Genomic DNA, 12,764 nt, shown 5'->3' with positions numbered 1-12,764 from the left:
CGAGTGTAGCTTAACCAAGGCCAAAATCGTGTCTTGACAATGGGGTCCACCTTACTCAGCCTCTGCCTGAATGACGAAGCGCACCTGATGGGCAGCGGCTTCGGCTTGCGAACTGAAGCGAACGGCTTCCGTGAAGTCGCCTCGGTTCAGGAGGTCTCTGGCGGTCAGGAGTTCTTGCTTTGCGTTCTGAAACACAAACGCAGCAGGTGGGGGCACATCGTCCTGGTCAATCTGGTTCAGGATGGCGTCGGCCCGTTCCACGACGGACCGGGCGAATGCTTGGTCGTAGAGTTCATTCCCCTGAATCTGCGGTGGGTCGACACTCAGAATGGCCATGACGTCTGCCTGGGGTGGTTCCGCCTCCGCCTCCCTTGGATGTTGGCTCGCGCGAACCGCGATAGCCGCAACGGCCATCGCAATGACGACCGCAAGACTAGCGGTGCCATCTGTGGCCGGCCCAGCGCCAGCATACACATTCACCTCTGCTCGGCCACCTTGGTTTGCTTTTTGCCCTCGCCCACTCCACAGCATCAGGTCGTGTGCTTTATTCAGACTATCCATAGCATTCCGCTGTTAGTTGTGCTCTGTCAAGGGGGAACACCCGAGTGCCGCCGGAGGCGGGTGTCCGGTCGACAGAACAAAGGCGCTCCGCACTGAGGGCGGAGCGCCTTAACCAGTTGCATGGCGACGTGTGCCGCCACCGGACCCTTCCCCGCTGCCGGATGTGGCCTGGCTTCCCCTATGCGCCGGCTGTGACCTCCGGCACGCCACCTACAACCGGAACCGCCGCACCTCGGCCTGCAGTTCTGCCGCCGTCTGCGCCAGCTGCTGCGCCGCGGCAGCCACCTGCCCGGCGGCGTCGTTCATCTCCTGCGTGGAGGCGGCGACCTGCTCGGCAGCCGCGGCGTTCTCCTGGGACACCGCGGCGATGCGCTGCACCGCCGCGGTCACCTGCGCGGCGCCGGCCGAGAACTCCTCAGTGGCGGCGCTGTTGGACTGGACCAGCTCGGCCGCCGCCTTGACGGTGGTCGCAACGTCGGCGGCGTGTGCCTTCACCTTCTCCACCTCGGCGGCCACGTCGTCCATGTTGGCCGTGGCCTCCCGCACGGCCCGCAGGATCGCCTGCAGGGACTCGCCGGCCTCGCCGGCCAGCTGGTTTCCTTCGTCCAGCCGAGCCGTGCCGGCCTCCATGGCGGCCACGGCCTCGGCGGTGCCTTGCTGGATGCTGCCGATGAGCGCCGTGATCTTGCCCGCCGAGTCGGCCACCCGCTCCGCCAGCTTGCGCACCTCGTCGGCCACCACCGCGAAGCCCCGGCCGTGCTCGCCCGCCCGGGCCGCCTCGATGGCCGCGTTCAGGGCCAGCAGGTTGGTCTGGTCGGCGATGGTGGAGATCGTCTCGCTGATGGTCCCGATCTGCCCCGAAAGCTGCTCCAGCTCCCGCAGGCGCTGCGCCGCCTGGGCTACGACTTCGCTCGCCGTGGCCATCTCCTGCAGCGTCCGCTCCACCACCCGGGCGCCGGACTCGGCCTGTTGCATGGCCACCGCGGCCCGCTCCGCCGAACCCCATACGCGCTGGGCCATCTGGTCGAAGCTGGCCGTCATCTGCCCCAGCAGTTCCGTCGCCTGCCCGATGTCGGCCGCCGAGCGGGAGGCCGCCTCGGCGATCGATCGGATGGTCTCCTGCAGCCGGGCCACCGTGGTGTTCACCTCGGCGGCCTCGTGGGCCTGGTCCGTCGCACCGGAGGCCACGTGGGTGATGGCCTGCGCCGAGCTGGAAGCCGCATCCGCCGACGACCGGGCCAGGGCCGACAGCTGTCGGGAGGCGCCCATGACGGCCTCGGCGCTCTCGCTCACCCGGCGCAGGGTGTCGTGCAGGTTGCGGACCATGCTGTTGAAGGTGCGGATCATCTCGCCCAGCTCGTCGTTCCGGGCGACTGCCAGCTCCTGCGTGCGCAGATCGCCTGCGGCGATGGCCGCCGCCGCGGTGGCCAGGTGCTGCATCGGGCGGGTCAGCCGGCGGGCCATGAGCAGGGTCACCCCCACGCCTACGATCACGGCGACGGCGGCGGAGACGATGACGCCCCCCTGCATGATGCGGGACCGCAGCCGGACGCCGGAGAGGTCGGCCGATGCCTCCTGGGTGAGCGAATCCACCAGACCGTTGATGGTCCGGGTCATCTCCATCATGGCCGGCACGGCTTCCATGCGCAGGACCACGACCGCCTCGTGGTCATTCCTGCCGCGGAGGATGGTCCGGATCTTCTCCACGGCTTGGACGTACTTCTCGTGCTGCTCCTTCACGGTGACCAGTTGCGAGCGGATGGCCTCGTCCTCGGCGATGTCCAGCAGTTCCTCCAGCGCGTTGCTCACCCGCTGGTTGGCGCTCTGGTAGTCTGCCATGTCGCGGGAGTCGCCGAAGAGCACGTAGTTGCTGATACCGCTGGCTTCCTGGAGCAGGTCAGCCCGCAGCGCCTGGACCCCCTCGGCCAGCGTGTAGCTCCGGTCAATCGTGCCGAGTTCCCGCAGCAGCGCCTGGGTGGTGCCCAGGCTCACCAGTCCCATTCCGATGAGGAGAACGGTTAGCACAAGGGGTGAGATGAGGAGCTTCACTGCCATGTTGGACCAGATCGTCTTGCGCACCGTTGATCCCCTCCACCACTGTGTGTGGCTTTATATGCCTGCTATTATGCCACGCAGAGTGGATTTTTGGATATGCGAGGTTTCTGAGTGCACAAATATCATCCTCAGGTAGTATCCCGGTTCCCTCCGGAAGGGGTGGCCATGCCTCGAAAGCATCTGCACCGCGCAGGGGCTCCGTAATGAAGGCGGGTGTGCCCGGGCGAAGGGCCTACCGGCCGGAGTGTGCGGGGGCCTGTCCAGCACCGTCTTCCGGCCCGTCCAGGCGCACGGGCAGCTGCCCGTCCAGCGCGGCGCCCTCCGGGGTCACGCGGGTGGAGAAGGCGTAGACCTCCACGCCCTTCCGGGCCACCTGCCGCAGGGTCTCGCCGAAGGTCGGGTCGATTTCGTCCCAGGGGCCGAATGCGTCGGCGTCGTCTCGCTGCACGATGAAGCAGACGGCGGCGCGATACCCCGCGCGCAGGGCGCCGGCCAGCTCCCGCAGATGCTTGGCGCCGCGCGCAGTGGGGGCGTCGGGGAAGCGGGCCACCCGCGCCCCGTCGGCCGCGGGCAGCACCGAGGTGACCGACTTCACCTCCACCAGGCAGGGGGGCAGGCCCGGTCCCGTGAGCAGGAAGTCGATGCGGCTCTCGCCGTAGGGGTACTCGGGGCGCACCCCGGTGTAGCGGGCGAAGGGCGGGAGCGCCCCCCGGCCGGCCGCCTCCCGGAAAAGCTTGCCGGGCAGCGAGGTGTCGGCGGAGACCCACGTGGGGCCGGTGCGGACCATCACCAGGCGCCCAGCCGTCTTCCGTCCGGGGGACGGGGCGACGGGCCGCGGAGACTCTGCTGCCGCGAGTTGCGGGACCGTTTCTGCGCCGGACGGCGGCGTTTCCGCCGCACCGTCCAGCAAATCGACGATTACCGGCGCCCCGGGCAGGAGGAGTTCCGCCATGCGGCCCGAGGAGGCCACGTGGACCCGGACTTCCTGCCCGTCGGCGAGGCGGACGCGCGCGACGAAGCGGTTGGGGCGTTCGATGAAGGTGGCCGGGACTCGCTTTTCGGTCACGGGAAAGACTCCTTTCCGGGTACTGGTGAAACTCGTGACGGTGCGTCCACTTCGACTCTGTCCCGTCCCGTCCCTCCGCCGGGGTCGCCCATGGGCCGGGGACTCCCAGGAGGTACTGCAGGGCACGCCGTTTAAGTATGGAAGAGTGCCCCACAAAGGAGGAGTTGCAATTGTCGGAGCAGAAGCGACGCCTGGTTCCGGAAGATCTGTACAAGTTCGTCACAGTGAGCGACCCGCAGATTTCGCCCGACGGCGAGGTGGTCGCCTTCGTGCGCACCCACGTCGATCCCGAAACAAAGGAGCCGCGGTCTCACATCTGGCTCGTGCCCACGACCGGCGGCCAGCCGGTGCCCTTCACCCAGGGGTCCGGGAGCGACCGGTCGCCCCGCTGGTCGCCGGACGGTCGCACGCTGGCCTTCGTCTCCGACCGGAGCGGCGACAAGCAGATCTGGCTCATCGACCGGCACGGCGGCGAGGCCCGCCAGCTGACGCAGATGCGCCACGGCGCGTCGAACCCCGTCTGGTCGCCTGACGGCCGCTACCTCGCGTTCACCTCGGCGGTGGGGCCCGAGGACCGGCGCGAGATGCTCACCCGGCCCAGGGCCGAGGCCGACAGGAAGGCGGAGGAGAAACGGGCCCGCGACGAGGCCCGGACCTTCACCATCATGCGCTGGCGTGAGAACAGCGTGGGCATCAAGCCCGACCGGCGGGCCCAGATCTGGGTGGTGCCCGTGCCGGCCCCGGGTGAGCCGCTGCCGAAGCCCGTCCAGGTGACCTGGGGCTATTACGACCACGGCGCGGTGACCTGGTCGCCGGACGGCCGGTGGCTGGCCTTTGCCGCCAACCGCACCGCGGACGAGTCGTTCCGGGTGCGCGACGTCTTCGTGGTGCCGCTGCCGGACCCGGACTCGCCCGCCGCCCGGGCGTCGGTCGCGCCGCCGGTCCCCGGGGCGGAGGAGCCGGGAGAGGAGGAGCGGAAGGCCCTGGCCGGGCGTCTGGAGCAGGCCGCGGCCGAGGCGGCGGCCGCGTTCCGGCCCCGGAACATCACCGGCGGGATCGGCGCCTTCTCCCTCGCCCGGTTCTCGCCCGACGGCAAGACCCTGGCGGTCCTCGGCCACCAGAACGAGTACCAGAACGCGACCCAACCCAAGATCTACCTCTACCCCGTGGACGGGGGCGATCCCCGCATCCTGGACCACTGGGACCTGGAGATCGGCGACAGCGTCGGCGCCGACGTCAGGCCCGGCGGCCGGGGGGTGGAGGTGACCTGGTCGCCGGACGGCCAGTGGCTCTACGTGCCGGTGACCCATCGCGGCGCCTGCTCGGTCTACGCCTTCCCGGTGAGCGGCGACCGGCCGCAGCTCCTGTTGGGCGGCCGGCGGGAGATCTCGGGCGGCACCTTCGATCGGAGCGGCCAGCGGCTCGCCTTCGTGGCGGGGTCCATGTACGAGGTCGGCGACATCTACGTCTACGACGTGCTGACGGGCCAGGAGTGGCGCCTGACCCACGTGAACGCCGGCCTCTTCGCCGAGATTGAGTGGCCTGAGGTGGAGGAGCTGCACTTCAAGGCCCGCGACGGCTGGGACCTGCACGGCTGGCTGATGAAGCCCGTCGGCTTCCGGGAGGGGCAGAAGTACCCCCTGGTGCTGGAGATCCACGGCGGGCCCCACACCTGCTTCGGCCATGCCTTCTATCAGGAGATGCAGCTGCTGGCGGCGGCCGGCTACGGCGTGCTCTTTGTCAACCCCCGGGGCTCCACCGGATACGGGCAGGCCTTCGTGGACGCGGTGCGCGGCGACTACGGCAACCGGGATTACACGGACCTGATGGACGCCGTTGACCACGCCCTCACCTTTGGCTGGGTGGACGAGAACCGGCTGGCCGTCACAGGCGGCTCCTACGGCGGCTTCATGACCAACTGGATCGTGACCCAGACAGACCGCTTCGCCGCCGCCATCACCCACCGGTCGATCTCCAACTGGGTCTCCTTCAGCGGCACCCCCGACTTCGGGCCCTTCTTCAACCAGGCCCAGCACAAGGTAGACGACCCCTGGTCGCCCGAGGGCGTGCAGGAGCTGTGGCGCGTTTCGCCCCTGGCCTACGTGCGGAACGTGAAGACCCCGATCTCCATCATGCACTCGGAGTTCGACTACCGCTGCCCCATCGAGCAGGCGGAGCAGTTCTACATGGCCATCAAGTTCTACGGCCAGGCCCCGACCGAGCTGGTGCGGCATCCCCGGTCGAACCACGACCTCACCCGGGAGGGCCCGCCGGTGCTGCGGGTGGACCGGTTCCACAAGATCCTGCGCTGGTTCGGGAAGTACTGCCCGCCGAACAAAGATTAGGCAGGTGCACGGGACTCGGCAGGCGCGGGCGGGGGCCGCTGCCGCCCCGCCTGTTCCACCGGGCCCTGCGCACGCTACACAAAGGGGAGGATGCCGTTGTACCTCCGGGAGGTCTCCCTCCGGCGCGAGACCGTTTCCAACTGGGACGTGTACCCCTACAACATCCCGGCCATCCGGCACCTGGAGGAGCTTCGGTTCCGGAGCCACGTGGTCTTCTTCGTGGGCGAGAACGGCTCGGGCAAGTCGACGCTGCTCGAGGCCATCGCCTACCAGTGCGGCTTCAGCACCGCCGGCGGCGGCCGGTCAAACATGCTGCGGGTGGACGCGGCCGAGAGCGCCCTGGGCGAGGCCGTCCGCCTCTCCTGGCTGCCCAAGGTGACCGAGGGCTTCTTCCTGCGGGCGGAGACGTTCTACCACTTCGCCTCCTACCTGGACGAGCTCGCCCGGGAACCTTTCGGCGGCGGCCGGTGGGTCTACGAGGCCTACGGCGGCCGCTCCCTGCACGAGCGCTCCCACGGCGAGGCGTTCCTGGCGCTCTTCACCCACCGCTTCGGCCGCAGGGGGCTCTACCTGCTGGACGAGCCCGAGGCGGCCCTGTCCCCGGCGCGGCAGCTGGCGTTCCTGCGGGTGATCCACGACCTCGGCCCCACCGCGCAGTGGATTATCGCTACCCACTCGCCGATCATCCTGGGCTACCCGGGGGCGCAGATCTTCTCCTTCGACGAATCCCCACCCGCCGAGGTCCGGTACGAGGACACACCGCACTACCAGATCACCCGCCAGTTCCTGCAGCACCGCGAGCGGGTGCTGGCGGAGCTGTTCCAGCCGGATGAGGCGTTGTAAGCGGTCGGTAACGGGATGAGCCACGCCGCTCCAGGGCGTGGCTCATTTTGGTCATCCGGCCTGCAGCGCCCGCTCGATCCGCGGCAGGGCCTGCATGGCCGCCTGGAAACCGAGGCGCCGGATTTCGTCTCCCCTCGTGAACTCGAACCACCGCACGTTCTGCACGGGAGGGCGGATCAGCACAAGCTTGCCGCGGGTCTGTTCCTGCAGCGTGTCGGTGGCTCTTCCCACGAAGCGGGCGGCCCGGAGGACGCTCCAGGCGATCGCCGGCATGTGGTCTGGCTTCGCAGGCAGGACGTCTCTCCCGCCTTCGGGGAGCAGCCAGGGCAGGTGCCCGACCGTGCGCAGTGCGGCGGCAAACGGACCTGCGTCGACGGACGAGGTGACGTCCACCGCAACGATCACCCAGGATTTGGGGTCCCCGACCGCCCAGACCGGCAGTCCCGACGAAAGGGAGCCATCGACCAGTTCCCGACCTTCCCATCGGACCGGCGCGAAGATGCCCGGGATGGCCGTGCTGGCGCGGATGGCCCGGGCGACGTCCCCCCGGTTCAGCACGACCGGACAGCCGGTGTCCAGATCCGTGGCGATGAGAACGGCAGGTGTCTTGAGCCCGGCGAAGTCGGCATGGGCGACCAGATCGGCAAAGAACGCCTCCAGTCTGTCCCCGGCAACCAGCCCGTCCCGCGGGCGGGTGGGGTCGGTGAGTGCCAGCACGGTCCTGAAGTCGATTCGCCGTACGAGGGCCGCCATCTCGGCCGGCGCCCGTCCCGCCGCGTAGGCGGCACCGACGAGCCCGCCGAAACTGGCGCCCACGATCAGGCTGGGCCGGATGCCGGCCGCATCGAGCACCTCCAGCACGCCCACGTGGGCAAAGCCCCGGGCTGCACCACTGCTGAGTATGAGGGCAACGCGCGGATTTGCCTGCATCCCTTCCACCCCGTTTGCTGTGCGCACCTCCCCGCGATGAGGCCAAGGGACAGCCCCTGGGCTGCCGGAGCCCAGGGGCTGCTGCGGTGTGGCCGATCAGGCCTTCTGATGGGCGAACGGCCACTTGCTGTTCTTCTTGGCGTACCAGAGGTACCCGCCAATGGCGACAAGGACAACGATGATGACCACGATCCACGCGGCGGGCGACATCGCGGTCACCTCCTTTCCGAACCCATTCCTGACGCGATGGGGGTAGTCAAAAAGACCCAAGAAGGTCCCGACAAACCCCCAAAAGACCCAAGATCCACTTCTGAGCATACCTCGTGCTGGCGCTGTTCGCAATAGGTTTTCACCCAATAGACCCAAAAAATATCGCGGGTGTCGACGCATCGCGTAACACCAAATTGGGCTGGGCAGGGACGCCGAAGTTGAAATAGTAGAGACCTCCCCCTGAGTGACCCGACACTCAGAATCCCAAAGGATTCCATGGGGGAGGTCCTATGATCAAAGTAACGGATTCGGTGACGTCCTTCAAGGATCTTGTTCAGTGGCTGTCCGTGAAGCTGGCAGAAGACTTCTGCCGGCAGGTGGAGTCGGTTCTGGAGGAGATTGAGAGCCAGCACAAGCGCCGCGTCCTTGACTCCCCGTTGATGCGCGTATATGTTACTTAAGGATGGATCTTTGGCTTTTTGGGGAGGTGGTCAGAGTTAACCTCACAGAGCGGCGCAAGCAGTTCCTGCAGGGGCTGATGGATCTGTACCACCGCACCCAGCTTCCGGTTCACTATGAAGCGCTGGCCAAGCTCATCGGGGTAAGCAAGTGGACGGCCTACGACATGCTGAAGCAACTGGAGAAGCAGGGGCTCATCACCCGCAACTACGCCGTGCGGCCCGGCGAGATGGGGCGGTCGCAAATCGTCTTCGTGCCGACGAAGCAGGCCGAGGCGCTACTCCGGCGCCCGCACGGCGCGCGCGGGGAAGAGGAGCTGGCGGCCATCAAGGAACGGGCGCGGCAGCTCCTGCATGAGCTCAGGGGTCTCAGCCCGGCCAGGGCGATTGAGCGGACCACGGGCGAAATCGGCGGGATGGAGGCCGGCGCGATGTTCTGCGCCTGTCTCATCGGTCTGCTCCTGGTCTGCCTGCGGGCGCTGAGCGCCGACACGATCGGTGCCGTCACGTCGCTGCTGCAGCAGGCGCCGGGCCGGGAAATGCGCCTCACGATGTTCGTGGGGCTCGTCATGGGCGTCGTCATCCAGTCGATCGGGCAGGGCTTCAGCACCGAACTGGCCGACCTGGCAGGCCGCTACTGGAACACGATCGACCACCTGACCGAGAAGGAGCGGGAGATGCTGGCGGACTTCCTCGACGAGGGGCTCGCCGCAAGCCTTGCAGGGGAATGAGGCGCGGACCGGGGCGTGAAGCCCGTGTGCATGGAGATGAACATGGCCCCTCCCGGGGCAGGGGGCTGGTCCCCCGTCCGGGGAGGGGCTCATTCTTGTCCCCGAGGACGCGTCTACCGCCGGGGACGGGCTGCATAGAGAGGGGTAGAGTCGGACTACCCGGGAGGTCGACGCCCGTGCGCACGCCGAGCCTGCCCCTCAGGGCCGCCTGGACCGTGCTGCTCACCCTGGCCCTGGGCCTGATGCTCATGCTCCTCTTCGCGACCCTGGAGCCGCGCCCCCTGAACGTGGAGGCGCTCCACTACTTCCCCGCCGAGATGCTGGAGCGCGGTCGCCGCTTCACCCGGGAGGCCCGCATTGCGGGCAGCCTGAAGTCGATTGCCTCGCTGGCGGCGCTCGCCCTGCTCTGCTTCCACCCCGCCGGGGCGCGGCTGCTCCGCTGGCTGGAGGCGCGGGGGAGGGGGCGCTGGTGGCTGGAGGTGGCCTGCGTGGCCGCCGGCGTGGGCCTTCTCACTGCCCTGGTGGAGCTGCCCTTTGCCTATTACCTGGAGTACGCCCACGAGCGGGCCTACGGCCTTACCCGGGAGACCCCCTGGGCGTGGTTCGGCGACCACCTGCTCAGCCTGCTGGTGGGGCTGGGCACCTCGCTTCTGCTCTGGCTTGCCCTCTACGCTCTCATTCGCCGCAGCCCTGCCCGCTGGTGGGCGGGCGCCGCACTGGTGACGGCGGCCTTCAGCCTGCTGATGGCCGCGCTTTACCCGGTGCTGCTTCTGCCCCTCTTCCACGAGGTCCGGCCGGTCTCCGACCCGCAGGTCACCGCGCTGATCCAGAGCCTGGCCGACCGGGCGGGGGTGAAGGTGGAGCGCGTCGCCGAGCTGCGGATGGGGGCGGAGTCCAGCCGGCTCAACGCCATGGTGGCCGGGCTCGGGCCGACGAAGCAGGTCTTCGTCTACGACACCCTGCTGCACGAGCTGACGCTGGCCGAAGTGGAGGCAGTGCTGGCGCACGAGCTGTCCCACGCCGTGAACGGCGACCTGATGAAGGCCTGGCTGCTGAGCGCCGCCCTGAACGCCGCCAGCCTGGGCCTCGCCGCGTGGATGCTGAGGGAGATGCGTGACGTGACGCCCCTGGGGCTGCCGGCGCCCCATGCGGCCCGGGGCCTGGCGCTGCTCCTCCTTTTCCTCAGCCTGTTCGACGTGGTGGGGGCCCCGGCCCAGGCTGCACTCTCCCGCCACATGGAGGTGTGCGCAGACCGGTACGCCCTGAAGCTCACGCAGAACCCCAGGGCGCTGGTGCAGAGCTTTCAGAAGCTGGCCCGGGCCAACCCCGGCGACGTGGCGCCGCCCCCGCTGGTGGAGTTCCTGAGCCACTCGCACCCCTCGATCATGCGGCGCATCCGGGCGGCCCTGGAGCCGCAGCCCTAGGCGAAGCGGCGGAACGCCAGGGAGATGTTGGTGCCCCCGAAGCCGAAGTTGTTGCTGAGGGCGGCGGTGAGGCCGCTCACCTCCCGCGCCTCGTTGGGCACGTAATCCAGCCGGCACTGCGGGTCGGGCTGGCGCAGGTTGATGGTGGGCGGGAGCACCTGGTGGTACAGGGCGAGGACGGTGAGGATGGCCTCGATGGCGCCGGCCGCCCCGAGGAGATGACCGTGCATTGACTTGGTGCCTGACACGGCCAGGCGGCGAGCGTGGTCGCCGAACACCGCCTCGATGGCCAGGCTCTCCTGCACGTCGCCCAGGTCGGTGGAGGTGGCGTGGGCGTTGATGTAGCCCACGTCCTCGGGGTTGAGCCCGGCGCTGCGCAGGGCGCCCTTCATCGCCAGGGCGGCCCCCTTCCCCTCGGGGTGCGGAGCGGTGATGTGGTAGGCGTCGGCCGACATGCCGGCCCCGGCCAGTTCGGCATAGATGCGGGCGCCGCGGCGCCGCGCGTGCTCCAGCTCCTCCAGCACCAGGGCGCCGGCTCCCTCGCCCATGACGAAGCCGTCGCGGTCCACGTCGAAGGGACGGGAGGCGCCCTGCGGGTCGTCGTTGCGGGTGGAAAGCGCCTTGGCCGAGTTGAACCCGGCGAAGGCCAGCTCCGTGATGGTGGACTCGCTGCCGCCGGTGATCATCACGTCCGCGTCGCCCCGGCGGATGATGTGCATGGCGTCGGCGATGGCGTGGCCGGCGGAGGCGCAGGCGGAGACGGTGGCGTAGTTGGGGCCGTACAGGCCGAAGTGCATCGAGATCAGACCGGCGGCGCTGTTGATGATGCAGCGGGGCACGAAGAAGGGGGAGATGCGCCGGGGCCCCCGCTCCTGCAGGATCAGGGCGTTTTCCACGATGCTCTCCAGGCCGCCCATGCCGCTGCCGAACACCACGCCGGTGCGTTCGGCCAGCTCGCCCTCGAACGACAGGCCGGCATCCCTCACGGCCTCGACGGCGGCCGCCAGTCCGTACTGGATGAAGGTGTCGTAACGGCGGGCCTCCTTGGGGTCCATGACGGTCGCAGGGTCGAAGCCGCGCACTTCGCCGGCGAAGCGCGTGGCCAGGCGGGAGGCGTCGAACCGGGTGATCGGCCCGATGCCGGACCGGCCGGCCACGGCGTTCTCCCAGTTGGTCCTGACGTCATTCCCCAGCGGCGAAATCAGCCCCAGTCCGGTCACCACTACCCGTCGTTCCATGTGGGGGAGTCACTCCTTCTCTGCGGTTTCGGGAAGCAGGTACGCCTGCAGCATCGCCACCAGGCTCCGCCGCATGGCGCTCAGTTCCACCTCGGGAGTCCCGGTCACCCAATAGACCGCCACGCCGTCGGCCAGCGAGAGCAGCAACGCCGCGACGGAGCGCGGCTCGACGTCGGCCCGGAAGCGTCCCCGGGCCACGCCCTCGGCTAGGATGTCCGCCACGTAGTCCACCAGCCCGGCGAACCGTTCGTGCAGTCCCCGGCGCACGTCTCCGTGCTGCACGGCCTCTGCCAGGGTGACCAGCAGCAGCCGGCCGGTGCCGGGGTGGCGCACCCGCAGGGCGGTGGTAAACAGGTCGACGCAGCGGACCAGGCGCTCCCAGGGGTCGTCCGTCCTCCGGGTCATGCGGGCGAAGAGCTCCGGCGCACGCCCCAGCCGCTCGTGCACCAGCGCCAGCATCAGGTCGGCCTTGGTGGGGAAGTAGCGGTAGATGGCCCCGACGCTGAGCCCGGCCTGCTGTGCGATGTCGTTGATGGTCGCCAGTTGGTAGCCCTTCGTGAGGAAGACCTCCATGGCGGCGTTGAGAATGGCCTCGCGCCGCTGTTTCAGGTGTGCTTCGCTGACCTTGGGCATGGGGACCAGCTCCTTTGGGGGAAGACGGGTGTGCGGTGGTGGGAGGTGGTGTGTGGGAGGTGGTGTGTGGGAGGACGGCATGACCGGGTGCCGGGGCGGCTGTGCCGGCCCGAGCCGTGGGAGACCCTACCAATTGGCAGGAGGTGGAGGTGAGGAGGGGGCGGGAGCCCCCATCTCGCGGAAAACCGCGTGGTGAAGACCTGACATCACGGCGAGGGGCGGCTGTGCCGGCCCGAGCCGTGGGAGACCCTACCAATTGGCAGGAGGTGG

At 68.9% G+C, this 12,764-nt stretch carries 11 protein-coding genes; 5 read left to right on the top strand and 6 right to left on the bottom strand.

All coding sequences use genetic code 11. The annotated features are described in order from the left end of the window. Positions 1 to 51 precede the first annotated feature (51 nt). The 3 genes from AB2385_RS15500 to sfsA all read right to left on the bottom strand — a co-directional run bounded on the left by AB2385_RS15500 (position 52) and on the right by sfsA (position 3,682). Positions 52 to 480 carry a hypothetical protein gene (locus AB2385_RS15500; RefSeq protein WP_367655919.1) on the bottom strand — a complete coding sequence of 143 codons (429 nt, stop codon included), beginning with the start codon at positions 478 to 480 and terminating at the stop codon, positions 52 to 54. A 291-nt stretch (positions 481 to 771) separates the two neighbouring features. Continuing rightward, on the bottom strand, positions 772 to 2,640 hold the full coding sequence (locus AB2385_RS15495; RefSeq protein ID WP_367655918.1) for a methyl-accepting chemotaxis protein: 1,869 nt from the start codon (positions 2,638 to 2,640) through the stop codon (positions 772 to 774). A gap of 208 nt (positions 2,641 to 2,848) precedes the next feature. Further along, positions 2,849 to 3,682, bottom strand: a complete 834-nt coding sequence (gene sfsA, locus AB2385_RS15490) for a DNA/RNA nuclease SfsA (RefSeq protein WP_367655917.1) — start codon at positions 3,680 to 3,682, stop codon at positions 2,849 to 2,851. A 170-nt stretch (positions 3,683 to 3,852) separates the two neighbouring features. Here sfsA and AB2385_RS15485 point away from each other — a divergent pair, with 170 nt between their 5' ends. Both AB2385_RS15485 and AB2385_RS15480 read left to right on the top strand, forming a co-directional pair. Next, positions 3,853 to 6,027 carry a prolyl oligopeptidase family serine peptidase gene (locus tag AB2385_RS15485; RefSeq protein ID WP_367655916.1) on the top strand — a complete coding sequence of 725 codons (2,175 nt, stop codon included), beginning with the start codon at positions 3,853 to 3,855 and terminating at the stop codon, positions 6,025 to 6,027. A gap of 90 nt (positions 6,028 to 6,117) precedes the next feature. After that, a complete protein-coding gene (locus AB2385_RS15480; RefSeq protein ID WP_367655915.1) occupies positions 6,118 to 6,870 on the top strand; it encodes an AAA family ATPase in 753 nt (250 codons plus the stop codon). A 51-nt stretch (positions 6,871 to 6,921) separates the two neighbouring features. Here AB2385_RS15480 and AB2385_RS15475 read toward each other — a convergent pair whose 3' ends face one another. Further along, the gene (locus AB2385_RS15475) at positions 6,922 to 7,800 is read right to left on the bottom strand and encodes a patatin-like phospholipase family protein (protein ID WP_367655914.1); all 879 of its coding nucleotides are present in this window, start codon (positions 7,798 to 7,800) and stop codon (positions 6,922 to 6,924) included. Positions 7,801 to 8,300: 500 nt separating this feature from the next. Between AB2385_RS15475 and AB2385_RS15470 the strand changes: the two genes are divergently transcribed. The 3 genes from AB2385_RS15470 to AB2385_RS15460 all read left to right on the top strand — a co-directional run bounded on the left by AB2385_RS15470 (position 8,301) and on the right by AB2385_RS15460 (position 10,623). Then, complete coding sequence (locus tag AB2385_RS15470; protein ID WP_367655913.1) at positions 8,301 to 8,471, top strand: hypothetical protein; 171 nt, start codon at positions 8,301 to 8,303, stop codon at positions 8,469 to 8,471. A gap of 26 nt (positions 8,472 to 8,497) precedes the next feature. Beyond that, positions 8,498 to 9,199, top strand: coding sequence for a MarR family transcriptional regulator (locus AB2385_RS15465; protein WP_367655912.1), 702 nt, complete (start codon positions 8,498 to 8,500; stop codon positions 9,197 to 9,199). Positions 9,200 to 9,375: 176 nt separating this feature from the next. Next, on the top strand, positions 9,376 to 10,623 hold the full coding sequence (locus AB2385_RS15460; protein ID WP_367655911.1) for a M48 family metalloprotease: 1,248 nt from the start codon (positions 9,376 to 9,378) through the stop codon (positions 10,621 to 10,623). On the opposite strand, the gene fabF is transcribed toward AB2385_RS15460, so the two are convergent. Together fabF and AB2385_RS15450 are read right to left on the bottom strand one after the other, a co-directional pair. After that, entirely contained in the window at positions 10,620 to 11,861 is a 1,242-nt protein-coding gene (gene fabF / locus AB2385_RS15455) for a beta-ketoacyl-ACP synthase II (protein ID WP_367655910.1), read from the bottom strand. The genes AB2385_RS15460 and fabF overlap by 4 nt on opposite strands. 9 nt (positions 11,862 to 11,870) lie before the next feature. Then, positions 11,871 to 12,494, bottom strand: coding sequence for a TetR/AcrR family transcriptional regulator (locus tag AB2385_RS15450; protein ID WP_367655909.1), 624 nt, complete (start codon positions 12,492 to 12,494; stop codon positions 11,871 to 11,873). Positions 12,495 to 12,764: the final 270 nt, after the last annotated feature.

This window comes from Symbiobacterium sp., assembly GCF_040797425.1.
In the GTDB taxonomy this organism is placed as follows: Bacteria; Bacillota; Sulfobacillia; order Symbiobacteriales; family Symbiobacteriaceae; genus Symbiobacterium.
Note: the sequence above shows the minus strand (reverse complement) of the source record. Positions and strands in the feature narration are given on the sequence as shown.

What these genes read in the sequence shown, in the direction of transcription:
- AB2385_RS15480 (WP_367655915.1), top strand. Translation starts at nt 6,118, where the DNA reads ATGCCGTTGTACCTCCGGGAGGTCTCCCTCCGGCGCGAGACCGTTTCC.
- AB2385_RS15475 (WP_367655914.1), bottom strand. Translation starts at nt 7,800, where the DNA reads ATGCAGGCAAATCCGCGCGTTGCCCTCATACTCAGCAGTGGTGCAGCC.
- AB2385_RS15470 (WP_367655913.1), top strand. Translation starts at nt 8,301, where the DNA reads ATGATCAAAGTAACGGATTCGGTGACGTCCTTCAAGGATCTTGTTCAG.
- fabF (WP_367655910.1), bottom strand. Translation starts at nt 11,861, where the DNA reads ATGGAACGACGGGTAGTGGTGACCGGACTGGGGCTGATTTCGCCGCTG.
- AB2385_RS15450 (WP_367655909.1), bottom strand. Translation starts at nt 12,494, where the DNA reads ATGCCCAAGGTCAGCGAAGCACACCTGAAACAGCGGCGCGAGGCCATT.